This window comes from Teichococcus globiformis, from assembly GCF_042646265.1.
GTDB classification, from domain to species: domain Bacteria; phylum Pseudomonadota; class Alphaproteobacteria; order Acetobacterales; family Acetobacteraceae; genus Pseudoroseomonas; species Pseudoroseomonas globiformis.
Window position 1 is genome coordinate 359,173 of sequence record NZ_JBHRTN010000010.1, and the last position, 25,673, is coordinate 384,845.

21 protein-coding genes are annotated in these 25,673 nt (G+C 60.9%); 12 read left to right on the plus strand and 9 right to left on the minus strand.

What is annotated here, in order from left to right; genetic code table 11:
- Window positions 1–34 precede the first annotated feature (34 nt).
- The 3 genes from ACFOD4_RS12550 to ACFOD4_RS12560 all read left to right on the plus strand — a co-directional run bounded on the left by ACFOD4_RS12550 (window position 35) and on the right by ACFOD4_RS12560 (window position 3,338).
- Window positions 35–247, plus strand: coding sequence for a DUF1289 domain-containing protein (locus tag ACFOD4_RS12550; RefSeq protein WP_379596880.1), 213 nt, complete (start codon window positions 35–37; stop codon window positions 245–247).
- Between the two features lie 463 nt (window positions 248–710).
- Complete coding sequence (locus ACFOD4_RS12555; RefSeq protein ID WP_379596882.1) at window positions 711–2,609, plus strand: response regulator; 1,899 nt, start codon at window positions 711–713, stop codon at window positions 2,607–2,609.
- A 174-nt stretch (window positions 2,610–2,783) separates the two neighbouring features.
- Window positions 2,784–3,338, plus strand: a complete 555-nt coding sequence (locus ACFOD4_RS12560) for a DUF4347 domain-containing protein (RefSeq protein ID WP_379596884.1) — start codon at window positions 2,784–2,786, stop codon at window positions 3,336–3,338.
- Here the strand turns inward: ACFOD4_RS12560 and parE are convergent.
- The 4 genes from parE to ACFOD4_RS12580 form a co-directional block, all read right to left on the minus strand.
- Window positions 3,308–5,293 carry a DNA topoisomerase IV subunit B gene (gene parE / locus ACFOD4_RS12565; protein WP_379596886.1) on the minus strand — a complete coding sequence of 662 codons (1,986 nt, stop codon included), beginning with the start codon at window positions 5,291–5,293 and terminating at the stop codon, window positions 3,308–3,310. The genes ACFOD4_RS12560 and parE overlap by 31 nt on opposite strands.
- A gap of 89 nt (window positions 5,294–5,382) precedes the next feature.
- On the minus strand, window positions 5,383–5,865 hold the full coding sequence (gene dps / locus ACFOD4_RS12570; RefSeq protein WP_379596888.1) for a DNA starvation/stationary phase protection protein Dps: 483 nt from the start codon (window positions 5,863–5,865) through the stop codon (window positions 5,383–5,385).
- A gap of 197 nt (window positions 5,866–6,062) precedes the next feature.
- Complete coding sequence (locus tag ACFOD4_RS12575) at window positions 6,063–7,484, minus strand: alpha,alpha-trehalose-phosphate synthase (UDP-forming) (RefSeq protein WP_379596890.1); 1,422 nt, start codon at window positions 7,482–7,484, stop codon at window positions 6,063–6,065.
- Window positions 7,485–7,497: 13 nt separating this feature from the next.
- Window positions 7,498–9,273, minus strand: a complete 1,776-nt coding sequence (locus ACFOD4_RS12580; protein ID WP_379596892.1) for an ABC transporter ATP-binding protein — start codon at window positions 9,271–9,273, stop codon at window positions 7,498–7,500.
- A 130-nt stretch (window positions 9,274–9,403) separates the two neighbouring features.
- Here ACFOD4_RS12580 and ACFOD4_RS12585 point away from each other — a divergent pair, with 130 nt between their 5' ends.
- The gene (locus ACFOD4_RS12585) at window positions 9,404–10,459 is read left to right on the plus strand and encodes a glycosyltransferase family 4 protein (protein WP_379596894.1); all 1,056 of its coding nucleotides are present in this window, start codon (window positions 9,404–9,406) and stop codon (window positions 10,457–10,459) included.
- Between the two features lie 95 nt (window positions 10,460–10,554).
- Here ACFOD4_RS12585 and ACFOD4_RS12590 read toward each other — a convergent pair whose 3' ends face one another.
- Both ACFOD4_RS12590 and ACFOD4_RS12595 read right to left on the minus strand, forming a co-directional pair.
- Window positions 10,555–11,748 (minus strand): MFS transporter, encoded by a 1,194-nt coding sequence (locus ACFOD4_RS12590; protein ID WP_379596896.1) that lies wholly within the window; start codon window positions 11,746–11,748, stop codon window positions 10,555–10,557.
- A gap of 251 nt (window positions 11,749–11,999) precedes the next feature.
- Window positions 12,000–12,971: a 2-hydroxyacid dehydrogenase gene (locus ACFOD4_RS12595; RefSeq protein ID WP_379596898.1), complete on the minus strand. Its 972-nt coding sequence runs from the start codon at window positions 12,969–12,971 to the stop codon at window positions 12,000–12,002.
- Window positions 12,972–13,163: 192 nt separating this feature from the next.
- On the opposite strand from ACFOD4_RS12595, the gene ACFOD4_RS12600 reads away from it, so the two are divergent.
- Window positions 13,164–13,952: an SDR family oxidoreductase gene (locus ACFOD4_RS12600; RefSeq protein ID WP_379596900.1), complete on the plus strand. Its 789-nt coding sequence runs from the start codon at window positions 13,164–13,166 to the stop codon at window positions 13,950–13,952.
- Window positions 13,942–15,255, plus strand: coding sequence for a Zn-dependent hydrolase (locus ACFOD4_RS12605; protein WP_379596902.1), 1,314 nt, complete (start codon window positions 13,942–13,944; stop codon window positions 15,253–15,255). The genes ACFOD4_RS12600 and ACFOD4_RS12605 overlap by 11 nt, the downstream gene beginning before the upstream one ends.
- A 40-nt stretch (window positions 15,256–15,295) precedes the next feature.
- Here the strand turns inward: ACFOD4_RS12605 and ACFOD4_RS12610 are convergent, their stop codons facing one another.
- Window positions 15,296–16,276: an aldo/keto reductase gene (locus ACFOD4_RS12610; RefSeq protein WP_379596904.1), complete on the minus strand. Its 981-nt coding sequence runs from the start codon at window positions 16,274–16,276 to the stop codon at window positions 15,296–15,298.
- Between the two features lie 177 nt (window positions 16,277–16,453).
- Here ACFOD4_RS12610 and ACFOD4_RS12615 point away from each other — a divergent pair, with 177 nt between their 5' ends.
- The 4 genes from ACFOD4_RS12615 to ACFOD4_RS12630 all read left to right on the plus strand — a co-directional run bounded on the left by ACFOD4_RS12615 (window position 16,454) and on the right by ACFOD4_RS12630 (window position 21,602).
- On the plus strand, window positions 16,454–17,905 hold the full coding sequence (locus tag ACFOD4_RS12615) for an N-acyl-D-amino-acid deacylase family protein (protein WP_379596906.1): 1,452 nt from the start codon (window positions 16,454–16,456) through the stop codon (window positions 17,903–17,905).
- Window positions 17,906–18,022: 117 nt separating this feature from the next.
- On the plus strand, window positions 18,023–19,399 hold the full coding sequence (locus tag ACFOD4_RS12620) for a class II 3-deoxy-7-phosphoheptulonate synthase (RefSeq protein ID WP_379596908.1): 1,377 nt from the start codon (window positions 18,023–18,025) through the stop codon (window positions 19,397–19,399).
- Window positions 19,396–20,553 carry a nicotinate phosphoribosyltransferase gene (locus tag ACFOD4_RS12625; RefSeq protein ID WP_379596910.1) on the plus strand — a complete coding sequence of 386 codons (1,158 nt, stop codon included), beginning with the start codon at window positions 19,396–19,398 and terminating at the stop codon, window positions 20,551–20,553. Before ACFOD4_RS12620 ends, ACFOD4_RS12625 begins: the two co-directional genes overlap by 4 nt.
- Before the next feature lie 56 nt (window positions 20,554–20,609).
- Window positions 20,610–21,602 (plus strand): D-2-hydroxyacid dehydrogenase, encoded by a 993-nt coding sequence (locus tag ACFOD4_RS12630; RefSeq protein ID WP_379596912.1) that lies wholly within the window; start codon window positions 20,610–20,612, stop codon window positions 21,600–21,602.
- A 16-nt stretch (window positions 21,603–21,618) separates the two neighbouring features.
- Here ACFOD4_RS12630 and gpt read toward each other — a convergent pair whose 3' ends face one another.
- Entirely contained in the window at window positions 21,619–22,098 is a 480-nt protein-coding gene (gpt, locus tag ACFOD4_RS12635; RefSeq protein WP_379596914.1) for a xanthine phosphoribosyltransferase, read from the minus strand.
- 3 nt (window positions 22,099–22,101) lie between these two features.
- A complete protein-coding gene (locus ACFOD4_RS12640; RefSeq protein ID WP_379596916.1) occupies window positions 22,102–22,443 on the minus strand; it encodes a tRNA-binding protein in 342 nt (113 codons plus the stop codon).
- Window positions 22,444–22,547: 104 nt separating this feature from the next.
- On the opposite strand from ACFOD4_RS12640, the gene ggt reads away from it, so the two are divergent.
- Window positions 22,548–24,155, plus strand: a complete 1,608-nt coding sequence (gene ggt / locus ACFOD4_RS12645; RefSeq protein ID WP_379596918.1) for a gamma-glutamyltransferase — start codon at window positions 22,548–22,550, stop codon at window positions 24,153–24,155.
- Between the two features lie 11 nt (window positions 24,156–24,166).
- Window positions 24,167–25,657, plus strand: coding sequence for an amidase (locus tag ACFOD4_RS12650; RefSeq protein ID WP_379596920.1), 1,491 nt, complete (start codon window positions 24,167–24,169; stop codon window positions 25,655–25,657).
- Window positions 25,658–25,673 lie beyond the last annotated feature (16 nt).

Sequence of the window (25,673 nt, forward strand, 5' to 3'; positions counted from 1 at the left end):
TTTTCATCAGGCCTAAGCGGCCCACATCGCAAGGATGGAAAGACCTTGCATCAAAGTGTGCCGTTATGACGAACAGACGGGCTGGTGTCTCGGCTGTGGGATGACGAAGGCCGAGAAGAAGGTGTGGAAGAAACAGCCGGTGTTCCAACCCGCGATCCACCATTCGCTGCCGGGTCGTTTGTCGGCGTTGGCAGAGGTCGGCTTTCCAACGAGGGCGGATGCTCACAAGAAGAAGGCGAATCGCTAAGCTTTCCTCTTCCGTTTTGTAGGATTTCAAGGCACATTACCGTGAGGTCGTGGTTATTGTGGCTGGTCTGGTGCCGATGATCGTCGCGGCAGATCATCCCTTGCCCTTCCGGGATCATGCGCCTGCATTTTGAGAAATGAGCTTCGGAATGGGTCAGGCTGTCGCCTTTGAACTATCGGCATGGCCCCGTTTTCGCCGCGGCTCGCATGCGGCCAAGAACGAGGCTTCGCCGAGTCTGCAACACGAGGATTGGACCCTACATCCACTGGGGCGACCCTCGTCTTGGCCCTGGTGCCTGCGGAACTCTGTCCAGACCATTGTTGCGTCTCCAGGCCCAGCATGTGTCTTTTGGGGGCAGCAGCGCTTTGCCTTCTTCAATGCCGCCTTCGATCATCTTCACGGTGGTACGGCGAGCGTAGAGGCAGGGGAGCCATTGCAGGCATCCCGCAGCCTGATCCTGGCCATGTTGGCCGAAAGCGTTGAACAAGCCTTCGAAGGCAGGATCGTGCGGTTCCTGTCTGAACCTCCGCAAAAAGCCCTTGGCTCCCTAAGCTGTGGCGCGGTCCTGACGCCCATCTTCTCAGGGCCCGATGAAGTTGTGGCTGTTATCTGCGCCGTTGACGGGCAAGACATGCTTCAGGGGAGAATTGCCGGGCCCAACAGACTTCATTCCCCTGCAGCGGAGAAAACTGCGCGACATAAAGAGGTGCAGTGGGCTGCGCTTCCGAACATAACTCCAGACGAAGGCGAAACGAGCTTTCGGAACTTGGCAGATGCTGCTCCGATCCTGATCTGGCAAACCGATCCGGCCGGTGCCGTCACCTTTGCAAACCGGCGCTTCTTGGCGCAGTTCGGCAGCGTCGGACAAACAGTCGCAGGCGAGCCTTGGGCGTCCACAGTCCATCCAGATGATCTACCGACACTGAAGTCCCGCTGGCTTGCGGCGCATCAGCAACGAGCCAGCTTTCGGGCTGACATTCGCGTCCTTACACGTGACGGGGTTGCACGGCGGATCCGGTGTGAGGGATCTCCAAGCTTTCAGGGGCTGCGGTATCTTGGGCATGTGTGCTGCGGCGTTGACGTAACAGAAGCGGTCCACGCCGCCGAATTGCTGGAAGCCCGCATAGCAGCAAGAACGGCTGAGCTGGAGCAAGCGGAGGCTGCTTTGCGGCAGTCTCAGAAGATGGACGCTATTGGCCAGTTGACTGGCGGAATTGCACACGATTTCAATAACCTGCTGCAAGGTATTAGCGGATCCCTGGACCTTATTCAGACCCGTATCGCGCAGGGTCGGCTCGGGGCGGTGGAACCTTTCATCAAGAGCGCCGCCGCTTCCGCTTCCAGAGCTAAGGCTTTGACAAACCGCCTGCTGGCGTTCGCCCGGAAGCAGCCCATCGATCCAAGATCTATTCAGCCGAACGACTTGATCAAAGATCTTAAGAGCTTTCTTCGCCGTAGTTGCGGCGAGGCCATTCGCCTTGAGCTGTGCCTGGATGACGAGCTTTGGAACACCTTGTGCGACGGGAGCCAGTTCGAGAACGCTATCTTGAACTTGGCGATCAACGCGCGTGATGCCATGCAGGACGGCGGACACCTGACCGTCACGAGCAAGCGCACACGGTATTCCGCTTCCAGAGAACACCTGCTGCCTGAACTGACCCCGGGCGACTATGTGTGCATCAGTGTCGCCGATACGGGCTGCGGAATGGACGAACGCACAGTTGCGAAGGCGTTCGAACCATTCTTCACAACCAAGCCGGCAGGGCAGGGAACTGGTCTCGGTCTGTCGATGATCTATGGTTTCGCCCGGCAGGCTGGTGGTGGAGTGCAGATCCTGTCACGGAAAGGGCGGGGCACAACGGTGGAGCTCTATTTGCCGCGCCACGATGCCCCTGTTGACCCATTGCCGGTCAAGCCAAGCTCTGAAGCTGCTGCGCCAGCAGATGCGCTGGGGCAAGTGGTTGTCGTGGTGGAGGACGACCCGGTCGTTCGGCACGTAATGGTGGAAGTGCTTGTTGAGCAGGGCTACGCCGTGCTCCAAGCTGAAGACGGTGCGGCGGCGCAACGACTGATCCACAAACTGTCTCGGCTGGATCTCCTGATTACTGACATCGGGCTACCTGGGATGAACGGCTATGAGTTGGCCGATTTGGTGCGTCATCGTGAGCCAAAGCCTCATATATTACTGACGACTGGCTATGCCGAGGAAGCGGCCAAGACGGCGTCTAATTCCATCGAGGACCAGCAGCTTCTGGTTAAGCCGTTCCATCTCGACGAGCTGAAGGCGCGGGTTCGCTCCTTGTTGACAAGCGAGCAAAATAATCTCGCTGAGCCAAACGTAACGTGGTGCCCAGCAGAATGAGTACAGCTCAGTGCCATGAGAAAGCGCCGATGGTAGAATTCCTCTAGCACGCTATCTATCAGCGCTCATGATCCGAGCTCGTCCTGAACGTTCCGCCGCTCTAGAAGACGATGATGTAAACCTTATTTTCAACTAATACGGCAATGATGGTGTGGCTCCAGAAGGACACGCCTCATGCGCCCAGCAGTTCACAAGCCTGACCAGATCCTTGTTCTCGACCCCCGGCTCACAGGCTGGCCTTCTTATCTCATCTCAGCTGGACCAGATGCTGCCGTGCTGATCCTCGATGTGCATCGTGATGGCTTGGTTCAGATCGCCGAGGTCGCCGAGAGCTACATGCCGGTCGCTGGACTGGTTCTGATAGGTCATGGAAGCGCCGGCTTCCTGGTGCTGGGCCAGACCATTCTGGAAGCCACATCGCTTGCGCCGCAGGCGGCTCAAATGCAACGTTTGGCACAGTCACTTGCGCCCGACGCGCGCATCCAGATGCGTGGCCTTCCAGGCATTGGGGCCCCGGGCCGGTATTTGGCTCATTCTTTGAGCGGCTACTTTGGCCGCATTGTGCTAACCGATCAGATGGCACCGCGTCCTAGGCTGGCATCAACTTGCGACGCGGCAGCAACACCACGGGCTAAAATCAGTACTGAAAAAACAAAGGCCTGTAAGCTAAGCGTTTTAGATGGTGGCAAGGTCTCTGCCTATGCATCCACGGCCTCAACTTCAATCTGAGACGCATTTTCTTGGATGAACCGGAAGCGCAATTCAGCCTTACGGCCCATCAAAGCCTCGATCAGTTCGGATGTTGCTGCTCGCTCCTCAGCCGGTAGAACAACCTTCAGCAACGTGCGCCGTGCCGGATCCATCGTCGTCTCCTTCAAAGACGACGGAGGCATTTCGCCCAGCCCTTTGAAGCGACTCACTTCAACCCGCTGGGTTGATTTGAAAGCAGATTTCAGGAGCTTTTCCCGCTCCTGGTCATCCATGGCGTAGATCGTCTTTCCTGGAGTCGCCAATCTGTACAGCGGGGGTTGTGCCAGATACACGCGCCCCTGCCGTACAAGTTCCGGCAATTCCTTGTAGAAGAAGGTCATCAGAAGAGCTGCGATATGGGCTCCATCCACGTCTGCATCAGTCATGATGACGACACGGTCGTAGCGAAGCTTTGCGATGTCGAAGCGTTCTCCCGCGCCGCAACCTAGCGCTTCGACAAGATCCTTAAGTTCCTGGTTCTGGCGAAGCTTGTCCGCAGAAGCAGAGGCAACGTTGAGGATCTTGCCACGAAGAGGAAGAACAGCCTGCGTCTCTCTGTTTCGGGCCTGCTTCGCGGAGCCGCCCGCGGAGTCACCTTCCACAAGGAAAAGTTCGGTGCCATTCGCAGCCTCACGGGAGCAGTCCGCAAGCTTACCAGGTAGCCGTAGTCGGCGAGTCGCGCTCTTACGAGGTGTGTCCTTCTGCTCACGGCGACGAAGTCGTTCTTCCGCCCGTTCAATGGCATAGGTCAGAAGGTTACTGGCTGTCGCCGGATCTCCAGCAAGCCAGTGATCGAAGTGATCCCTGAGGCTAGCTTCAACCAGGCGGGTCGCCTCTGGACTAGTCAGACGATCCTTTGTCTGACCTTGAAACTGCGGTTCGCGGATGAAAACGGAAAGCATCCCGGCCATTCCGCCAAGAAGGTCCTCAGCAGTGATGCTGGATGCCCGCCGCTCTTTCCTTAGCTCACCGTAAGCCCGAAGTCCTTTGACGAGCGCGTTGCGGAGGCCAGCTTCATGGGTTCCGCCAAGGCCGGTAGGGATGGTGTTGGCATAGGTGTTAAGAAAGCCATCGCCTTTTTCTAGCCAGGTGATGGCCCATTCAGCCCGCCCGGCATCCTGTGGGAAGGCGTTCTCGCCCGCCCAGGGCGCCGGAATAACGGTGCTTTGCTGGTCCACCGCTGCCGCCAGGAAGTCCGAGAGGCCGCCTGGAAAGTGCAAAGTCGCCTGCGACGGGATGTCCGACTTGCCATCCCTCGCTAGAAGGGCTGGGTCGCAAGACCATCGGATCTCCACGCCCCTGTATAGGTAAGCTTTTGAGCGGCAAAGCCGGAACAAGCGAAGAGGGGAGAATTGAAGCGACCCGAAAATCTGTTCGTCAGGCCTAAACCGGATGGTTGTTCCGCGTCGGTTGTGCACCGCGCCAGCATTCTTCAAAGGTCCTAGCGGCTTGCCGCGGGCATAAGCTTGGCTGAACAGAGTCTTGTCACGCGCAACTTCCACCTCCATCCGGTCTGCTAGCGCGTTGACGACTGAACTGCCAACGCCATGCAAGCCACCTGAGGTGGCATAGGCTTTTCCGGAAAACTTACCCCCGGAATGCAGGGTGGTGAAAATAACCTCCAAAGCGGACAGCTTAGGGAACTTTGGATGTGGGTCTGTCGGGATGCCGCGGCCATTGTCGCGAACAGTGAGCCAGTTGCCGCTGTCGAGGACCATCTCAATGCGGTCGGCATGTCCCGCTACCGCCTCGTCCATCGCATTGTCGAGGATTTCTGCGGCAAGATGATGCAAAGCGTTCTCATCCGTACCGCCAATATACATGCCGGGTCGACGTCGGACGGGCTCCAGGCCCTCCAGAACCTCGATATCTTTAGCGGAGTAGGAGGGAGCTCCCTGCGCCTTGTTGTCGCGGCTGCCAAATAGATCGTTCATGCCTTGTTCACACCTCGTGGCTCAAGCTAGCGAAGCCAGGGTGTGTGTCGCAAGTCCGGCGCGCCAAAGCAGCGCGCCGGCTTGTGGGACTACTTCTGGAGGTGTGCTTCCAGCATCCACACCTTCTTATCCAGATCACGCGACAGGCCGGTCAGCAGATCGGCGGTGTCGGCATCACCCGCGTCATCGGTCGAATCGATACCTTCCCGTACGGACTTCGCCAAGGACGCAAATCGGTCTGCGAGTTCCTTGACGTGATCAAGAGTGTAGGTCGTCGCTTGCGAGTAGGGCGTCAGCCGCGACCTTTCGCTAACGAGCTGGCTTGTTCCGTCTGGAGTTCCACCAAGCTGGACAAGCCGTTCGGCGACTTCATCTCCAACCGCGAAAAGCTCATTGTAGAACCTTTCCAGCATCTCGTGCAGGCCGATGAAGTTCGGTCCTTTCATGGTCCAGTGTGCCATGCGTACAGCATTGGTCAGGTCGATCAGGTCAACGAGCGTCCCATTGAGGACGGTGACGGAGACCTTCTTCGCGTTCTCGCCGAGGTCATTACGAGTGGCATGCAGCGCCATGGCAATTCTCCTATTCTGGCTCGCCGGAGGTTCAGTTAAGTTCTCTGCCAAAGGGTGAGAAGCAGCACTTGAAGTCCGTATGACGGCCGCCGGTTTCATGGAACCGGCGTAAGAATGGCTCGGCTTGCGGTTGGACGGGCCTGTCTGGTCTATAGAACGGGCAAGCGGTGATGCGGACGGGTTGAAGAAGCATCTTCCTAAGCAGCGGCCGAGAGCCCCGCTTCCGCTAGGCGAAGATCGAACAGGAATCGGTCCCGCCAGGCGTCAAGGCTGTTGGTGCGCAAGGACCGCATCATAGAAGCGTGGCGGTCCCGCTTCTCCGCCACAGGCATTTGCAACGCGATCTTCATCGCGTAGGCCATCCCCGCCTCATCATGCGGATTGACCCGGACGGCCCCGTCGAGTTCACGCGCAGCACCTGCGAATTGTGACAGGATCAGCACTCCTGGATCCTCAGGATCCTGAGCGGCCACATATTCCTTGGCTACCAGGTTCATGCCGTCACGCAGCGGCGTGACCAAGCCCACAGCAGCCAGCGCATAGAGGGGCATCAACTGATCCCGGGGGAAGCTGCGATTGAGGTAGCGGAGTGGCGTCCAGTCGAGTTCAGCGAAGCGGCCATTGATGCGCCCGGCCTCGCCTTCCAGCTCGCGCCGGATTGTCTGATAAGCTTCCACGTCCGACCGCGAAGGGGGAGCAATCTGCAGGTACTCCACCTGCCGGCGCCATTCCGGACATTGAACCAAGAACCGTTCAAAAGCTGAAAAACGCTGCCGCAACCCCTTGGAATAGTCCAGCCGTTCCACGCTCATGATCAAGGCACGCTGATCCAGCCTGCCTTTATAGTCACAAATGGCCGGATCATCCCGGCCCCGGATCGCCTCGGCCCGTAGAGGGTCGGCCTCAACACCGATGGGATAGACGCCGGTACGGACCACGCGATGGCCAAGCTGCAGATGCCCCTCCGGGCATGTTTCAGCCTGGAGTTCTTCTCTCATGTAGTTCGAGAATGCCCGCTGGTCGCCTTCTGTCTGGAAGCCGATCAGGTCGAACGTGGCCAGTCCTCGCCCCAATTCTGCATGAACAGGGATCGTGCTGAAGACACTGGATGCTGGGAATGGCACATGGAGAAAGAAGCCGATCCTGTTCCGGACGCCGATTTCCCGAAGCGCCGTTGCAAGCAGCATCAGGTGATAGTCGTGCACCCAGATAACATCGTCTTCTTTGAGAAGGGCAGCCAAGCTGACAGCAAAATGCCGATTGACGCGCTGATAGCCGAGATAATCCTGATGCTCGAACCGGGCCAGCGAGATCTGGTAATGCATTGTGGGCCAGAGCGTGCTGTTGGAAAACCCCTTGTAGTATTCATCGTAATCGCGCTGGGTTAGGTCCGTGGTGTAAAGTGTAACTGGTCCACTGCAGGCGACAGCGGGGGGACTTCCGGGTGTCAAGCTGTCCGGCGGAACTACCGACTGGGGTAAGGTGCGCCCCGACCAGCCGAACCAGAGACCACCGGATTGCCTTAAGGCGTCCATGACCCCAGCCGCCAAGCCTCCGGCCGTCGCTTCGCCTTCATGGATTGGAGCGACGCGATTGGAAACAACGACCAGCCGCGACATATGCCTCACCTTTCTAGGCTGCTTCCGGGCGGACCGGCGACAGGCCAGCCCGCTGCTGACGCAGCAATGCCAGATACGGACCCTGGCGCCTGACCAGTTCAGCGGGAGAGCCATCCTCCACGATCCGACCTTCATCAAGAACGATGATTCTGTCGAAATTTTGGAGAGTGGACAAACGATGGGCCACTGCCACCACGGTGCGCCGGTGAAGCGCTTCCTTCAGTGCTTCAGCGATGGCATGCTCGTTCTCGCTATCCAGGGCACTGGTCGCCTCATCGAGGAGCAAGATCGGTGTGGGCGTCAACAAGGCCCGTGCAATGGCAATCCTCTGCCGCTGGCCCCCGGAAAGCTTGACACCCCGGTTGCCGACCATTGTGTCGTATCGTGCCGGCAGAGCCTCGACCACTTCCTCGCAGCGGGTCTTTGCGGCCGCAGCGACAAGTTCCTCGAAGGCCAAGTCGGGTGTCCCATAGCTCATGTTCTCGCGAATTGTCCGGTTGAACAGGCTGGTATCCTGCGGAACCACGGCCATGGCAGTGGCCAGACTTTCCTGGGTTACATGCCGAAGATCCTGTCCATCGAGGAGGATCCTTCCAGCTCCGGGATCGTGCACACGTTGCAACAAGGCGAAGAGAGTTGATTTCCCCGACCCCGATCGACCCACAAGCCCCACCTTCTGGCCGGGTGGAATTACGAGGTTGATATGCCTCAATACTGGTCGGCGACCGTCATACGAGAAGCTGACATCTTCGATTCTGATCTCTCCGCACCCTCTCCGTGCCGGCCGGGCATGTGCGGCATCCGTCATTGCGTGAGGCACCAGGATGACCTTCAAGGCCTCAGCCAGCCTCGCCCGTTGCTGAGCAACTTCCACAAGGGCGATGGCGAGGTCCCGGGTTGCGTTCAGGATCGTTAGCGAGAGGGTGGCCAACAGTGCCACATCGCCGGTTGTCGCGCGCCCCGCGTGCCACAGTCGGATGCCGGCTATCATGACACCGATGGTCAGCACCACAGTGAGGCCGGCGTGCAGAAAACGAAGATGCTCCATGGAGTAGAGGCTGCGGCGATGTGCCTGTACTTCGACGCGGCTCAACTCGGCGATCCGGCCCCTTTCACGCCGTCCTGCTCCGAATGAGCGGACGACCCCGATGTTGCCGACGATGTCCACGATCTCTCCATCGAGTGCAGCGACATGCCCGGCGTGCGTCTCGTGCAGGTGGGACTTCTTCCGAGCTAGAAGGTGCAAGACCACGGCGATTGCCAGAGCGCAGGCAAAAAGCACCAGGGCCAGCCAGCCATCCACCAGGGAGATGAACAGCAGAGCCGTGAAGGCAGACATGGCAGGTGGCACGACGTTCCAAGCCACCGTGTTTCCGATGGTTTGGGCACTGATCGCGGAGGAAGAAATGCGGGCCGATAGCGCACCAGGCAGCCGATCTGCGAAGTAGGCCGGGCTGTGTTGCGACAGGTGAGCAAAAAGATCATTGCGGATGCAGCCCGCACTGAGTGTCAGGCTGCCTGCTGCCAAATATCCTCCGCCGCGCCAAAGTATAATATCCGCAACGATCAGACCGGCTAGAATGAAGAGAGCCTGCCATGCCTGCCGCAGGGCCTCATCCGATGCGGGTGTAGCTACAACATCGATCAGATACTTCAGCCCGTACTGTGTGGATACGGAGCACAAAACTGCCAATGTGATGGCTGTCATCAGGATGCCGTAGCGCCAGGAATGCCGGCGCACATAGGTCATCAGGAAAGGAAAGGGCGTCCGGGGCAGCTCGGCACTCATGCTTACAGCCTCTCTTTCGCCATATTCAAAATCTACGTTTTCATTGAGCAGGTGAGAACGTCTCGGTGCATGCAGCTTTCAGTCGAAAGCAGGTAGTGGCGACCGCCTGTTTGTGAAGAGGGATCTACGGATGCGTATCGCGCAGATTGCGCCCTTGTTTGAAGCGGTCCCACCGAAGCTTTATGGCGGCACCGAACGGGTGGTTTCCTCCTTGACGGAGGAGCTTGTTGCCATGGGCCATGATGTCACACTGTTTGCCAGTGGAGACTCGGTCACAGGCGCGAAACTGGCTGCGATGCGCGCGCAGGCTCTTCGGCTTGACCCATCAGTTAAGGACTGGGTCGCCCATTACTACAAGATGGTGGAGCAGGTTGCACAGCGAGCAGCCGAGTTCGATGTGATCCATTCGCACATCGATTATTTTCCTCTCGGGTTGCTGCAGCGCCAAGGAACGCCGTTCCTTACCACCCTCCATGGGCGTCTTGATCTTCCCGAGTTCAAGATGATCTACGAGACCTATGGTGATACGCCGTTTGTGTCCATCTCGGATCATCAGCGTTTGCCCATTCCCAGCCTGAATTGGGTAGGCACCGTCTTGCACGGGATGCCGAAGGACCGCCTGAAGCCACAAGCTGTTGATCAGCATTACTTCGCCTTTCTCGGGCGAGTGTCGCCAGAGAAGGGTTTGGACAAGGCGATCCGCATCGCCGCGCGTGCCGGAGTGAAGCTGAAGGTCGCCGCAAAGGTCGACTCCGCGGACCGTGCCTACTTTGAGCGGGAGATCGAGCCGCTGCTAAGCCAGGGGCATGTGGAGTTTGTCGGCGAGATCAGTGATTCGCAGAAGCCGGATTTCCTGTCGCAGGCGCATGCGCTTCTGTTTCCCATCGATTGGCCGGAACCATTCGGCTTGGTGATGATCGAGGCGATGGCATGTGGCACTCCGGTCATCGCTTTCCGCAGAGGGTCTGTGCCTGAAGTGATGGATGACGGCCTTACCGGGTTCATTGTGGACAATGAGGATGAGGCGGTGGCGGCTGTAAGCCGTATCCCGAGCCTTGATCGGCAGCAGGTCCGGGCACGGTTCGATGAGCGCTTCACGGCCCGGCGTATGGCTGAGGATTACGTGGGGATTTATGAGATGCTCGCCATGGGAGGTAAGACACAACTCCGGGCGGTCGGTGCGTGAACATGCACGAGGAGGGACGTGCTCTTCCCTCCTCGTGCCGGATCATACCGGCAACTTCATGGCTTGAATCGGCGAGGTAGTCCTCGGCAGCTGCCCTAGGCGACAGCCGGTGCCGCTTTCCGGTGGATCATTACGGAAAGCCCGGCTGCGAGAAGACCGGTCGAGCCGGCTAGCAGGAACATAGTAAGGTAGTCTCCCTGCGTATCCCGCAGCAAACCTCCCAGGAAAGCGGCCGAGGCGGCGCCAAGTTGATGGCCTGCAGCAATCCAGCCGAACACGACAGGCGCATCCTGTTCACCGAAGGCTTCCGTCGCAAGGCGCAGGGTAGGCGGCACCGTAGCAATCCAGTCCAGACCATAGAAGACGGCGAAGAGGGCCAGGCTGTAGTAGGAGAAGTCAGAGAAGGGGAGGTACATCAGCGACAGCCCCCTGACCCCATAATAGAAGAACAATAACTTACGTGGATCATACCGGTCGGTGAGCCAGCCCGATGCGGTCGTGCCGATCAAGTCGAATATGCCCATGATGGCGAGGAGGCCGGCCGCCTGTACCTGGGGAATGCCCATGTCACTGCAGAAGGCAATGAGGTGAGTTCCGACCAGTCCATTGGTGGTGAAGCCGCAGATGAAAAATGTACCGGCGAGATACCAGAATGTGCGTGTTGCGGCGGCACGCTGCAGACTTCCAAAAGCAGCTGCCAGTATTCCGCGGCGTGGAGTGTCTGGCGGTGGACGGAGGGCACCGTAGGGCAGAAGGCCCACGGCCCCAGGCTTTTCAGGCACAAAGAACCAGACGATCGGCACCATCAGTGCCGTGGCGGCAGAAGCCGCCATAACAACCGACCTCCAGCCGCCGGAATCTGCCAGAACAGCGAGCAGTGGAAGGAACACCAGGGTTCCAGTTGCGGTGCTGGCTGTCAGCAGCCCCATGACAAGGCCACGATGCGACACAAACCAGCGGTTGACGATGGTCGCGCCGAGGACCATCGCGACCGCACCTGATCCAATTCCGGAGAATACACCCCAGGTCATGATCAGGTGCCATGGCTGCGTCATGAAGGCGCTTGCGCCAGTGGCGGCCGACATCAGGATTAAGGCGCTGAGCACCGTACGCCGCAGACCAAAGCTGGCCATCAGCGCAGCGGCAAAAGGTCCCACAAGGCCATAAAGGAAGATTCCGATGCCGGCGGCCAGCGCCGTGATGCTCCGCCCCCATCCAAATGCTTCTTCCAACGGAACAAGAAGGACACCGGGTGCAGATCGCGTGCCGGCCGCTGCCAGCAGGGCCATGAAAACGGCCGCAACAACGACGAATGCGTACCTTTGGCCAAGTGGCCTGACCCATGGTGACATAAAGGAACGACCGGCAGGTTTGCTGGAGCCTATGTACGGCTCTGCAACAACGTCAAGACCCGCCGTCAAGGCAGCGGGCAGCCTCCTGGGCTTAGAAGGTCAGCCGTTATACGTGGCTGACCTGCGGAAGAGAGCCGACATCATAGACCCAGTCGGCTCTCCTGTTCAGACAGGAAAGAGGCAGTCGATCAGGTGACAGCGTGCAATGGCGCTTCGTGGCGCAGGAGGACCGCATCCAGATTATCGAGGCAGCGGAAGCCCATGGCATCGCGCGTTTCAATGGTTGCGCTTCCGAGGTGCGGGAAAAGGACAAGGTTCGGGGTTGAATGATAGCCCGGATAGATGTCGGGCTCGCCAGCGAATACGTCCAGCCCCGCAGCCCTCAGATGCCCGTCCGTTAGGGCCTTGCAAAGCGCGGCATCATCAACAGTGGTCCCGCGCCCAGTGTTGACGACGATGGCGCCTTGCCGCAACTGCTGTATGCGGTCGGCATTCAGCCAATTTCGAGTGGCTTCGCCACCCGGGATGTGCATGGAAAGGACGTCGATCGCGGCCAGAAAACCGGCATCGTCGGCGTGAAACATGGCGCCTGCCTCTTCTGCCTGCGGCAAGGGACGCCGGTTGTGGTAGTGCACCTCCATTCCGAAGCCGCGCGCCATGCGGGCCAAGGCTTGCCCGATCCGCCCCATCCCGAGAATGCCGAGCTTCTTGTTTTCCAGCGTGACGCCCATGAGCTGCGTTGGTGCCCAGCCAGACCACTGACGGCCCCGGACAAGTCGCTCTGCTTCCCCGCCACGGCGCGCCGCGGTCAGGATCAGCAACATCGCAATCTCGGCCGTCGCCACGCTCAGCACATCCGGCGTGTTGGTCACCATCACGCCGCGGTCCCGTGCGGCTGCCAGGTCGATGTGGTCTGTGCCGACGCTGAACGTTGCTATGATCTTCACGCTGCTGGGCAAGCTGGCGATGGTTGAAGCCGACAGGGCGTCCCCTGCGGCGCAGAGGATCCCTTCAACCTCGCCGTCATTCGCCGCGGCTGCCAGAGCTTCTCCGCTGAAGGGCGTGTCGGCAGGATTGGGAATGGTGATGTAGTCCCGCTGAGCTCGGGCCTCAACGGCGTCCGGAAAGCGGCGGGTCAGGAGCAGGGTGGGCTTGGACATGCGGACGGCTCTCCAGATTGGTGTACGCTCATCGGGCCTTGAAGACCGGAGGGTAGGGCCTGGCCATTCCCTGGCCTTCTTGCAGCATTGCACCTCGTGCCGCAGTGAATCCGCCGGGTGGTATTGCTGTCTTGCCAGCGGCCGGCCGTGGGCTCAACTTCCGACCCAAGCAAACAGTAAAGGATGATCCGCATGGATCTGCAATTGAGGGGGCGGCGCGCCCTGGTCATGGGTGCTTCCAAGGGGCTCGGAAGGTCCGTTGCGGATGCATTGGCGGAGGAAGGCGTTGCCATCGCGATTTCCGGACGCAACCAGGACAGCCTGGATCAGGTAGCTGCCGAGCTAACACAGCTGGGAGCTCCCCGGGCAGTTGGGATTGTCGCCGACGTCGCGGAAGGCGCGCAGATGGACCGGTTGGCCGACGCCGCGGTTGAAGCACTGGGAGGGATCGACATCCTTGTTCTGAACCATGGTGGGCCTCCGACCTGCACCGCATTGGAGATGAAGCAGGAGGATCTGGTCACCTGGTTCCAGCGAATCGTCCTGTCGCCGATCCGGGTTGCCAATCGCCTTTTGCCTGCAATGCGTGACCAGGGATGGGGCCGCTTGCTAACCATTGCCTCCACGGGCGTCGTACAGCCTCTGCCCGGGCTGGCATTGTCGAACACCCTGCGGGCTGCCATCGTCGGCTGGAACAAAACTCTCGCCACAGAAATCGCGGGCGAAGGCGTGACCTGCAACATTCTGGGGCCGGGTGCCTTCGCGACGGATCGGACACAGGAAACACTGGCCACCGCTTCACAGAAAACCGGCAAGAGTATCGAGGCTCTGGTCGCCGAGCGGTCAGCGCTGATTCCGGTTGGGCGTTATGGCGAGCCTCGCGAGTTCGGTCCCATGGCTGCCTTCCTGGCCTCTGACAAGGCCGCCTATATCACTGGCCGTGTCCACTTGATTGATGGCGGGGTGGTGCGTGGCGTCTGAACTCGATCGTCCACGCCGGAATCTCCGCCCCGATGTGGCGTTGGCCGCTCGCCTGTTTGACGAGCTGAGAGAGAAGAGCCTGGATGGAGAGGGCGTGACGCGCGACGCCTATGGGGCGGGTGAGCGCATGGCTCATTCGGTGGTTCGTCGGGAAGCCGAGGTCCTGGGCCTCCGGGTATCGACCGACCCTGTGGGCAATTTATACATGACCTTGCCCGGGCAGGATCCGAATGCACCACGCATCCTGCTCGGCAGCCATCTGGATTCGGTTCCCAATGGCGGTAACTTCGACGGCGCTGCAGGGGTTCTGGCCGGCCTCGCCGTCCTGGCGGGCTTCCGGCAGGCCGGCTTCACCCCGGGCTGTGACGTCACGGTCATGGCCACTCGGGCCGAGGAGGCGGGGGCTTGGTTCGCGACCTCCTACCCTGGCAGTCGCGGAGCTCTCGGACGCCTGAAGGCCGAGGAGTTGTTGATCAAGCGTCAGGACACGGGGAAGAGCCTGGCGGACCATATGCGGCAGGAAGGCTTCGACCCCGATTTTGCTGCGGCCGGCGAAGCCGTCGTGACTCCTTTGAACACTGCGGCCTTTGTGGAACTTCACATTGAGCAGGGGCCGGTGTTGGACAGCGAGCGAATCCCGGTTGCCATCGTGTCAGGCATCCCGGGGAGCCGCCGCCTCCGACAGGGTCGGGTTCTGGGTGAGTATAACCACTCCGGAGGAACCCCGCGCCGGTACCGGCGGGATGCCGCCATAGCCTTGGCGGAACTGGCCATGGCGCTGGACGAGAAGTGGGCTGGTCTGGAGGCGCAAGGCCATCGCCTCGTTTGTACCTTCTGCACGCTGGCCACCACCGAGGAAGCGGGCTTCACCAAGATCCCGGGCGAAGCCACCTTCATGCTGGACGTCAGGAGCGTGGACCCTGCCAGCGTGGACGCGATCTTCTCGGAACTTCACCGCAAAGTTCCGGAGATCGAGGTCCGGCGAGGCGTGCGCTTCGAGCTTGGCGAGGAAACCGGCTCAAAGGCTTCACCGATGGATGCGGCGATCCGTGCCGGGCTGATAGCGTCCGCGGGATCGCTTCAGATCTCTCATCTTGAGATGGCATCTGGCGGTGGCCACGACGCGGCAGCTTTTGCCGCCGCTGGCATACCTGCCGCGATGATCTTCGTGCGCAACCAGAACGGTAGCCACAACCCGCATGAAGCCATGCGGATCGAGGATTTTGCCGCAGGATGCGAGGTCTTGGGGCATTGGGTCGCCAATATCGCCTCAGGCCAGTCCGGCAAGACCGGGATAGCGTGAGAGAGGAGGGAGCTTGGAGCAAGCTCCCTCTCATGCCTCCTCAGGCAGGTGTGGGCGCTTGCGGCGGCAAAAGGCCTTCCGCCTTCAACGTTTTCCAGAATTCAGCCGGGATAGCCTTTGTCATCAGGGCCGCGTTCTGCCGAACGCGGTTGGGGTGCTTGGCGCCCGGAATGACGGATGCGACCACAGGATGGGCAGCACAGAACTGTAGGGCCGCAGCCCTGAGATCGACACCGTGCCTATCGGCAACGTCGAGAAACTTGTCGCGTGCGGCAACCTGCTCCGGTGGAGCCTCCTGGTAGTCAAAGGTGGTTCCCCCCGCAAGCAGCCCCGAATTGTAGGGTCCTCCAATCACCACATGCGCTCCTCGTTCCGAACAGAGCGGGAAGAGTTCCGCCAGGCCATTAAGGTCGAGGAGGCTGTACCGGCCAGCCAGCAGGAAAACATCTGGGTCCGCATCCCGCAAAGTCCTCACGCAGGGCTCGGTCAGATTGACCCCAAGGCCCCAGGCGCGGATCAGACCCTCCTCCCGCATGCGAGTTAACTCGGGGAACGCACCCTGGCAGGCCACGCGGTATGCGTCTTCGTAGCCGTCGCCCAGATGATCAGGTGCCAAATCATGAACAAAGGCGATGTCGATCTGGCCGATCGCCATTCGCTGCAGACTGTCCTCGATAGAACGGCGGGTGGCTTCGGCGCTGTAATCCTGTCGCCGGCGGAAGGGCAGGGCGCTAAGAAAGGGGTGCGCCAGTTCCCCTGGCAAGGTCGGAACGAGCATTCTGCCGACCTTTGTGGACAGCACGTACTCGTCACGAGGCCGCTGGCGCAGTGCAACACCGAAGCGATGCTCCGAAAGGCCGGCGCCGTAATGCGGCGCGGTGTCGAAGTAGCGGATCCCGGCGTCCCAGGCTGCATCCAGTGTGGCGATCGCTTCCGCGTCGCTGATCTTGGCGAACATGTCTCCAAGCGGGGCACCTCCGAAGCCCAGTGGTCCTGGGGGAACAAATCGGGGATTGGCCATGCTGCTGTTCCTTCCTGTCACGACAAGGCTGTGCGGTGCGAGGACGCTGCCTGCTTTTCGAGATGATCTAAGTGCCTGCCCGGCCCTGAGCTCCCCGGGCGGTCGAGCATGACTAGATCATAGCGTCATGAAGGCGCATGATCGGGACATCCTGCTGCCTAGAAGGAGCCGTCCATCATGGCCTTACGCTGCGATCTGATTATCCGGGATGCAACCATTTTTGACGGAACCGGGGGGCCACGGCAGATCGGCGACGTGGGGGTCAGCGGCGATCGCATCGTAGGCGTCGGCGATCTGGGCGGAGCCTCCGCGACCCGGGAAGTTATCGGCACTGGCAAGGCAGTGGCGCCGGGCTTTATCGATGCCCACACCCATGACGATCGGGCCGTCTTGTGCGGGCCTGCCTGTACGCTTTGCAAGATCAGCCAGGGCGTCACCACCGTTGTGGTTGGTAATTGCGGTGTCAGCCTTTCGCCCATGCGCCATACAGAGATGCGTCCACCAGCGCCTCTGGACTTGCTCGGCGAAGAAAGCTGGTGGACCTTCGACAGCTTTGGCGATTACGCCCACGCGCTGAAATCCCAAGGCAGCGAGGTCAACACCTACGCCTTGATCGGGCATCAGACCCTGCGTGTGGAAGCCATGCAGGGCGATGTGCACCGGGTGGCAAAGGAAGCCGAAATTCACCGCATGCATTCCCGGCTGAAGCAGTCCTTGCTGGAGGGCGCTTCCGGCTTCTCCACCGGGCTCTTCTATCCCCTCAACCGTGCGGCAACGACGGAGGAAGTGATTGCCGTGGGCGAAGCCCTGCGGACGACCGACGGCCTCTACGCTACGCATATGCGCGACGAGGCAGACCATGTTCTGGCCTCCATCGAGGAGACGCTCCAGATCGCAAAGCAGATCGGGGTGCCGGCACATATCAGCCACCACAAATGCTCCATGCCGGAAAATTACGGCCGCAGCGTGCAAACCCTGGCATTGATCCAGGCGGCTGCCAGCATGCAGGAGGTGGCCTTCGACATGTATCCATACCCTGCGGGCTCAACGGTGCTGATGCCGGATCGGATGCGGGACGATATCCGCACCGTTGTGACTTGGTCGCTGCCCTATCCAGAGATGGCCGGCCGGGATCTGGCAGAGATTGCCCGCGGCTGGAACACGGACCTTCGGGCGGCTGCAGAACGGCTGCTTCCTGCCGGATGCGTCATGTTCCAGATGGATGAGGAGGATGTCCGCCGCATCATGCGGCATCCGCTCTCGGTCATCGGCTCGGATGGCATCCCCCATGACGAAAAGCCGCATCCCCGTCTCTGGGGTACCTTCCCGCGGGTTCTCGGCTTTTACTCCCGGCAGCTCGGCCTGTTCGACATGGAAACGGCGATCCACAAGATGACCGGGCGCAGCGCGAGCCTTTTCGGCATGGTGGATCGTGGAGTGGTGCGCGAAGGGGCCTTCGCTGACTTGGTGCTCTTCGATCCGGCTACCATCATCGACAATGCCACCTTTGAGGACCCGGTACAGATGAGCGTGGGCATCGAGGAGGTGTGGGCGAATGGCGTGGCATCCTTCGCGAAGGGCAAGGCAACCGGCGAACGGCCGGGACGGCTGATCACCCGCAATCGCTGAGGCCAGGGCCGGCTGGCGGCGGTGGGATTGCGCAACGAATGCCTGCCGCCATAGCCGACGGGCCGCCGAAGGGGTTATGATCACCGGCTAAGAAGGATTTTGAGGACGCTGAGTGTCATGACGGTGCGCAGTTGGCAGCCCGGAAGCTGGCGGGAAATGCCCGTCCGGCAAGTTCCAGAGTACCCCGACCCGGCGCGTCTTGAGGCCATGGAAGCGCGCCTCGCCGGGTATCCTCCGCTTGTTTTCGCAGGCGAAGCACGGCGGCTGCAGGCGGCCTTGGCCAAAGCGGGGCAGGGTCAGGGCTTTGTTTTGCAGGGTGGCGATTGCGCCGAAAGCTTTGCCGATTTCCGCCCGAACCCGATCCGCGATACCTTCCGTGTGCTGCTTCAAATGGCGGTGGTTCTGACCTTCGGCAGCTCGATGCCCGTGGTCAAGCTGGGACGGATGGCCGGGCAGTTTGCCAAGCCACGCTCCTCGGATACGGAAACCCAGGGGGGCGTGACCCTCCCTTCATACCGGGGCGACATCATCAACGGTCCGGAATTCGATGCCTCCGCCCGGCTGCCTGATCCAGCGCGGATGGAGTTCGCCTACATGCAGTCGGCGGGGACGCTCAACCTGCTACGGGCCTTTGCGACTGGTGGCTACGCCGATCTTCATGAGGTTCACCGTTGGAACCTCGGCTTCGTGGAGCGGTCTCCACTTGCCGACCGTTACCGCGATCTGGCTGCACGCATCGATGAAACCCTGCGCTTTATGGGAGCCTGCGGCATGGCCGGGGCGCCGCAGGTCCGGGAAACGGACTTCTACACCAGCCACGAAGCCCTGCTTCTGCCTTATGAACAGGCCCTGACGCGCATCGACTCGACGACAGGCAACTGGTATGCGTGCTCTGCGCACTTCCTCTGGATTGGAGACCGCACGCGCCAGCCTGATGGAGCGCATGTGGAATTCCTCCGGGGAGTTCATAACCCCCTCGGTCTCAAGGTTGGTCCCACCACCGATCCCGACGAACTCGTCCGGCTAACCGAGATCCTCAATCCAGCCAATGTCCCTGGTAGGCTGACGCTGATCACCCGAATGGGTGCGCAGAAGCTGCCGGACAAGCTTCCGCCCCTCCTGCGGGCCGTGAAGCGGGCTGGGCGGGAAGTGGTCTGGATCAGCGATCCTATGCACGGTAACACGCACACGGCGGGCAGTTACAAAACCCGGTCCTTCGATGCCATCCTCACTGAGATACGTGACTTTTTTGATGTTCATGCCGCTGAAGGCACTTGGCCAGGCGGGGTGCATGTGGAGATGACAGGCAGCGACGTGACGGAGTGTGTCGGCGGTGCGCATCAGCTGACTGAAGCTGATCTTTCTGCAAATTACGCGACGAGCTGCGATCCGCGATTGAATGCCGAACAGGCTCTCGAATTGGCATTTCTGGTGGCGGAGGAATTGAAAACCCGGCGCGAAACGGGTGCCGCGCCTGCCTTGGCGGCACAATGACCCGGCCGGCGGAACCGTCGTCAACCGAAGACGCCACCATTGCCGGGTGGACGGATGCCTATTTTAACCGAACCAAGGCCATCGTCAGCCGCTTCGGCGATGCCAGGGTGACTTACGCCGTGTTCATGCGCAGGCCAGTAGTGGCAGCGCCGCGGCTACTGGTGGAATGGCTCACGCGGGTCGCGGCAGCGCGGCAAACGGATATCCAGATCGACCTGATGCATAAGGAAGGCGAGTGGGTCGGTGCTGGTGACCCGCTGCTATATCTAACCGGTTCGTTCCGGCACCTGTCCGATCTGGAAACGCTTTACCTGCAAAAGCTTGGTCCACCCTGCGTGGCTGCGCATAACGCTTTCCAGATGTGCCTGGAACTGCCGAATTCATCCTTCCTGGCGATGGATGCGCGGCATTGTGCAGGCTCCGAGATGCAGGAGATGATGGCGTACGCGGCTTCTGTAGGAGGGGCGGCGGCACGTGCGGAAGGCGCCAAAGGGTTCATCGGCGGCGCCAATGACGCCACGGCGCATTGGTTCGGCAAGTCCCGCGGCTATGGCACCATGCCTCATGCGTTGATCGGTTACGCAGGGAGCACTGTCCGGGCTGCGGAGATGTTCCACGAGACCTACCCGGATGAAGCCCTGACCGTCCTTGTTGACTATTTCGGACGCGAAGTCACGGACAGTCTCGCCGTATGCGAACGGTTCGACTCCCTGGCCGCATCGGGGAGGATGGCGATTCGCCTGGACACCCATGGAGGCCGCTTCCTGCAGGGATTGGATCCAGCGGAATCCTATGCCGTCCTTGAGCGGCATGTACCGGGAGCGATCCGGCGGTATCGTTCTGATACGGAGCTTCGCCACTTGGTGGGCACTGGTGTGTCCGCGGCGGCGATCTGGCGCATGCGGGAAGCACTGGACGCGGCAGGCTTCTCCAAAGTGCGCATCGTGGCATCCTCAGGCTTTGGCGTCAGCAAATGCCGCGTCATGTCTGAAGCAAGGGCGCCGATCGATGTGGTCGGGACGGGCAGCTTTATTCCGAACACCTGGAGCGAGACTTACGCCACTGCAGACATTGTTTCCTATGATGGCATCGCCAGGGTCAAGCTGGGCCGGGAGTTCCTACTGCAGCGGAACGGGGAACGGCAGCAGCTTTGACGTCCACTCGCGACGACCAGTCTTGACGTTGGCCGGCGTCGTGAGAGGGTTCGCTCATGCTGATCCATATCCAGAACCCGCCCGGCGAAACCCTCTTCCCCATCACGCCCGAACAGTGGCAAGCCGCCTGCCAAAGGCATCCTGACGTTCAGGATCTCGAGGCTCGGTTCTCGAACGATCCGGAGGCTCTGCTTCCGGCGCTCGCGGATGCCGAGATCCTGGTCACCTGGACCAAGATCCTTCACGAGCACCTTGTCTCGCAAGACCTGACAAATCTTGCTCCCAAGTTGCGCATGGTTTTCTGTACCTCCGCCGGCATTGATCGTCTGCTGCCACTGACATGGCTGCCACCGCAGACATCGTTGCTGAACAACCGCGGCACTCACGCGGCCAAGGCCGGAGAGTTTGGCATCATGGCTCTGCTGATGCTGGCCAACCATATGCCGCACTTTGCCGATCAGCAGCGGGAAGGGATTTGGAAACCCCGCTTCGCCCGTACCCTTGCCGGACGGAATGTCACCGTGATCGGCCTAGGTTCCTTGGGCGGCGCGATCGCCGAGCATGCCCGCCGCTTCGGTATGCGGGTCACTGGTGTCAGGCGAGGCACCGATCCACATGCTGCCTGCGATCGCATCGTTCCGCAGGACATGCTGGATGCTGTGCTGCCGGAATCGGAATTCCTCGTTCTGGCATGTCCATTGACCCCGGAAACTCATGGGCTCATGGATCGGCGGCGCCTGACGCTGCTGCCAAAGGGTGCAAAGCTCTTCAACATTGGCAGAGGCCCCCTCTGGGATCAGGACGCCCTGTGCGATTTGTTGGACAGTGGTCAGCTCGGCGGTGCAATAACGGATGTGGCCGTTCCCGAACCCCTGCCGGCCAACCATCGCATGTGGCGCACGCCGGGACTGTTCATCACACCGCACATGTCGGCCGATGATCCCATCACCTACAATGATAGCAGCCTGGATATTCTCATGGAGAACATCAGGGCGCAGCGTGCCGGCCGCCCCCTGCCCAACCGCATCAGGCCGGATCTCGGCTACTGAGTGCGACCGTCCAGCTTCACTTCGGCTGGGCAGACCTCGCGATCGGAGCCACGAATTGTGGCTCCGTATCCCACGGGAAGAGGATCCAGGTGTCCTGGCTGACTTCCGTGATGAAGGTATCAACCAGCGGATTGCCGGCCGGCTTGGCATAGACGGTCGCGAAATGCGCCTTGGGCAGCAGAGATCGTACGACCTTCAAAGTCGTACCTGTGTCGACGAGGTCATCCACCACCAGCCATCCTGAGCCGTCGCCTGCTGCGGCCGGCAGTTTGGCGACCCTCGGCTCACGACGCGTCTCCTCTTCATAGGTGATCACGGAGACGCTCTCGATCAGGCGGCAGTCCAATTCACGGGCCACGATCGCGGCCGGGATGAGGCCACCGCGGGTGATGGCCACGATGCCGGTCCACGGACCTTTCTCGATCAGCCGCCAGGCAAGCGCCTTGCTGTCACGATGGAGCTGGTCCCAGCTGACGGTATAGTAGCGATGAGCCATGGGTCAGAACATCCTGCCGCCATTAGGGACGGGGAAATCGGGCCTGAGAAGAACCACCGCACCATCAGCATCGGGCAGCCCGAGCACCAGGACTTCGCTCTGAAACCCGGCGATGCGGCGGGGCGGAAAATTGACGACGCAAAGAACCTGCCGTCCGATCAGTCGGTCTGGCACATAGTGGACCGTAATCTGCGCCGATGACTGCTTCAGCCCGATCTCAGATCCCAGGTCCACCGTGAGCTTCACGGCGGGCTTCTGTGCGCCGGCCAGCAATTCGGCATCGAGCACCGTGCCCACACGGATATCGAGCCGCCCGAAATCTTCCATCGATGCTGTGGCTTCCATTCCGTCCCGATAGCGCAGGCTGTCCTGCTGAGGAAGTAGGCGGATTGATGCCAGGCTCCTTACGTGTCAGCGTCTGCGCCCCAAGAAGATACTCGGACAGCAACATGCGCGATTTCCACGTTCCAGGCCGAAGCGCCGTTCTTTCCACCCAGGCCATGGCAGCGACCTCTATGCCTGTGGCTACGCTGACGGCGTTGGACATCCTGCGGCAGGGCGGCAATGCCATGGATGCGGCCATTGCAGCTTGCGCGGTGCTGGCTGTAGTTGAACCGCAATCCACCGGCATCGGTGGCGACTGCTTCTGCCTTTATGCGCCGGCCGGTAGCGGAGAAGTCGTTGCCCTGAACGGATCGGGCAGGGCGCCTGCAGGAGCGACGCCGGAGCGGCTTCGCTCCGATGGTCTCACCGCCATGGTCAGCACGTCGGCACATTCCGTGACGGTGCCCGGCGCCATCTCCGCCTGGGAGAAGCTGAATGCAGCCCATGGCAAGCTTCCTTTGAGCCAGATCCTGCTGCCCGCCATCCGGCTGGCGGAGAATGGGCATCCGGTTCATGCACGAGTTGCGAGCGATTGGAGCGCGAGCGTTGGCAAACTCTCGCGGCAGACCGCGACCGCGCGGCATTTCTTGAAAGATGGCAAGGCCTACGGCGTCGGAGACGTTTTCGCGCAACCCGCGCTGGCCCGGACCCTTCGCGCGATTGGCGAGAAGGGCGCGAAGGCCTTTTATGAGGGAGAGGTGGCCGCCGACATGGTGGCGACCCTTCGGGCCGCCGGCGGCAGCCACACGGAGGAAGATTTCGCCAAAGGTCTCAGTGCCGCCGAATTCGTAAAGCCTATCCAATCGAGCTGGCGGGGCATGGATGTTTTCCAATGCCCGCCGAACGGTTCGGGGCTCCTGGTCCTGTCCATGCTCGGCATTCTCGGCGGCTTTGAGACGCCTGAAGCGGGACCTCTGTCAGTGGAGCGCCTTCACCGCCATGTGGAGGCAGGGCGCCTTGCTTATCGTGATCGGGACGCCTTCCTGGCCGATCCTGCCATGGCGGAAGTGCCTGTGGCCCACCTTACCAGCCCGGACTACACTGCCGCACTTCGGGCCCTTATCGATGACGGCGCAGCTATGCGTGAATTGCCGGAGGCGGGAAGTGCCGAATGGCTGCCGAAGCACCGCGACACCGTATATCTCTGCGTCGTCGATGCGGACGGCAACGCCTGCTCCTTCATCAACTCCCTTTTCGAGAGCTTCGGCTCCGGAATCCTGGCCGAGCAATCCGGTGTGATGCTGCAGAATCGCGGCTTCGGGTTCCGCCTTCAGGAAGGTCATCCAAACTGCATCGCGCCCAATAAGCGTCCGATGCACACCATCATCCCCGGCATGGTCATGAAGAACGGCCGTGCCATCATGCCCTACGGGGTTATGGGCGGGCACTTCCAGCCGATGGGGCAGACCTTGTTCCTTTCCAACCATTTCGAGTTCGGCATGGACGTCCAGGCGGCGCTCGATTTCCCACGGCTGTTCCCATACGCCGGCAAGGTACAGGTGGAGCGTGGCATTCCAACCGATGTGCTGGATCGCCTCAGCCGACTTGGTCATGAATGCACCCTGATCGACAAGCCACATGGCGGCGGCCAAGCCATCTTTATCGATCATGAGCGCGGGGTGCTCATCGGCGGCTCCGATCCACGCAAGGATGGCTGCGCGCTGGGCTATTGAGGAGGCCGACCATGACCGAAGCATGTGACCTTTCCGCCGTCGAGGCGCGTCGCCTCATCGGCACCAAGAAGCTTTCCCCGGTGGAATTGCTGCAATCCTGCCTGAAGCGGATCGGCGAGGTGAACCACGCCGTCAATGCCATGGTCGCCATGGATGAGGAGGCCGCCCTTCAGGTGGCTCGTCAGGCCGAGTCCGAGGTGATGGCTGGCGAAACGCTGGGGCTTCTGCACGGGCTTCCTCTCGGCATCAAAGACCTCGACAACACGGCCGGCCTGGTCACCACCTACGGTAGTCCGTTGTTCAGGGACCATGTGCCTGAGCAGGATAGTCAGATGGTGGCCGACCTGCGCGCCGCCGGCGGCGTGATCCTCGGCAAGACCAATACGCCGGAGTTCGGCGCCGGAGCGAATACCCGCAATGCGGTCTATGGTGCCACCGGGAACCCCTTCGACCCGACCCGATCGGCGGCGGGATCCTCCGGAGGATCGGCTGTCGTTTTGGCCACGGGCATGGTTCCATTGGCAAGCGGCTCGGACACCGGCGGCTCCCTGCGGAACCCGGCAGCCTTCAACGGCATTGTCGGGTTTCGCCCGAGCCCTGGCCTGGTACCTGCCGAACGGCGTCTGCTTGGCTGGTCCAGTCTGCCAGTCCTTGGCCCCATGGCCCGCGACATGGCGGATCTTTCGCTGATGATGTCAGCCATGGCCGCTGACCATGCGCTCGATCCTCTTGCCTACACCATGCCCGATGTTGATGTCCGGCGGGGCTTGGCCTTCAACGAGAGTATCGATCTCTCTACCCTGCGGGTGGCGGCGACGCCGGACTTTGGATTTGCGCCGACAGAGGCGCACATCCGTGACGTCTTCCAGGACCGGATCAGGGTCCTTCAGTCGCTCTTTGCTGGACTGGACGAGGCGCATCCGGATTGCGCCGGAGCCGATGAGGCCTTCGCAGTGCTGCGTGCTGTCAACTTCCTGGCGGCGCACGAGGAGAAGGTCCGCAAGCAAGCAGACTCCGTTGGTCCCAATGTTCGCGCCAATGTGGAGGAGGGTCTCGGCTACACGGCTGCGGATGTGGCGCGTGCTTCCGTGATCCAAACACAATTGTATCGGCGCTGGCAGGCCTTCTTCGAGTCAGGTGTCGACGTCATCCTGACGCCCGCCATCACCATTTCACCCAGGCCGTGGAGTGAACTCTACCCTGCCGAGATCGATGGAAGGCCCACCCGAAGCTACTATCATTGGCTGGCCCTGGCCTATGCCGTGACGCTGGCGGGCCACCCTGCCATCAGCCTGCCTCTAGGGGTTGATCGTGCCGGAATGCCGTTCGGGCTTCAGATCGTGGGCCCACGCGGTGGGGATGCTTTGGTGCTCGCGGTGGCCAGTGCAATTGAAGCTGCAACGGCGGGCGATGCTTCTTTGGCCCGGCCAGTGCCCGATCTCGGAAAGCTTCGATCGGCCTCCGCGATCAACCAAATGCCGAATTTCTTGAGCTTCGACTAGAGCGAGAGAGGCCGGG

What these genes read in the sequence shown, in the direction of transcription:
- ACFOD4_RS12550 (WP_379596880.1), top strand. Translation starts at nt 35, where the DNA reads ATGGAAAGACCTTGCATCAAAGTGTGCCGTTATGACGAACAGACGGGC.
- ACFOD4_RS12555 (WP_379596882.1), top strand. Translation starts at nt 711, where the DNA reads ATGTTGGCCGAAAGCGTTGAACAAGCCTTCGAAGGCAGGATCGTGCGG.
- ACFOD4_RS12560 (WP_379596884.1), top strand. Translation starts at nt 2,784, where the DNA reads ATGCGCCCAGCAGTTCACAAGCCTGACCAGATCCTTGTTCTCGACCCC.
- parE (WP_379596886.1), bottom strand. Translation starts at nt 5,293, where the DNA reads ATGAACGATCTATTTGGCAGCCGCGACAACAAGGCGCAGGGAGCTCCC.
- dps (WP_379596888.1), bottom strand. Translation starts at nt 5,865, where the DNA reads ATGGCGCTGCATGCCACTCGTAATGACCTCGGCGAGAACGCGAAGAAG.
- ACFOD4_RS12575 (WP_379596890.1), bottom strand. Translation starts at nt 7,484, where the DNA reads ATGTCGCGGCTGGTCGTTGTTTCCAATCGCGTCGCTCCAATCCATGAA.
- ACFOD4_RS12580 (WP_379596892.1), bottom strand. Translation starts at nt 9,273, where the DNA reads ATGAGTGCCGAGCTGCCCCGGACGCCCTTTCCTTTCCTGATGACCTAT.
- ACFOD4_RS12585 (WP_379596894.1), top strand. Translation starts at nt 9,404, where the DNA reads ATGCGTATCGCGCAGATTGCGCCCTTGTTTGAAGCGGTCCCACCGAAG.
- ACFOD4_RS12590 (WP_379596896.1), bottom strand. Translation starts at nt 11,748, where the DNA reads ATGGCCCTGCTGGCAGCGGCCGGCACGCGATCTGCACCCGGTGTCCTT.
- ACFOD4_RS12595 (WP_379596898.1), bottom strand. Translation starts at nt 12,971, where the DNA reads ATGTCCAAGCCCACCCTGCTCCTGACCCGCCGCTTTCCGGACGCCGTT.
- ACFOD4_RS12600 (WP_379596900.1), top strand. Translation starts at nt 13,164, where the DNA reads ATGGATCTGCAATTGAGGGGGCGGCGCGCCCTGGTCATGGGTGCTTCC.
- ACFOD4_RS12610 (WP_379596904.1), bottom strand. Translation starts at nt 16,276, where the DNA reads ATGGCCAATCCCCGATTTGTTCCCCCAGGACCACTGGGCTTCGGAGGT.
- ACFOD4_RS12615 (WP_379596906.1), top strand. Translation starts at nt 16,454, where the DNA reads ATGGCCTTACGCTGCGATCTGATTATCCGGGATGCAACCATTTTTGAC.
- ACFOD4_RS12620 (WP_379596908.1), top strand. Translation starts at nt 18,023, where the DNA reads ATGACGGTGCGCAGTTGGCAGCCCGGAAGCTGGCGGGAAATGCCCGTC.
- ACFOD4_RS12625 (WP_379596910.1), top strand. Translation starts at nt 19,396, where the DNA reads ATGACCCGGCCGGCGGAACCGTCGTCAACCGAAGACGCCACCATTGCC.
- ACFOD4_RS12630 (WP_379596912.1), top strand. Translation starts at nt 20,610, where the DNA reads ATGCTGATCCATATCCAGAACCCGCCCGGCGAAACCCTCTTCCCCATC.
- gpt (WP_379596914.1), bottom strand. Translation starts at nt 22,098, where the DNA reads ATGGCTCATCGCTACTATACCGTCAGCTGGGACCAGCTCCATCGTGAC.
- ACFOD4_RS12640 (WP_379596916.1), bottom strand. Translation starts at nt 22,443, where the DNA reads ATGGAAGCCACAGCATCGATGGAAGATTTCGGGCGGCTCGATATCCGT.
- ggt (WP_379596918.1), top strand. Translation starts at nt 22,548, where the DNA reads ATGCGCGATTTCCACGTTCCAGGCCGAAGCGCCGTTCTTTCCACCCAG.
- ACFOD4_RS12650 (WP_379596920.1), top strand. Translation starts at nt 24,167, where the DNA reads ATGACCGAAGCATGTGACCTTTCCGCCGTCGAGGCGCGTCGCCTCATC.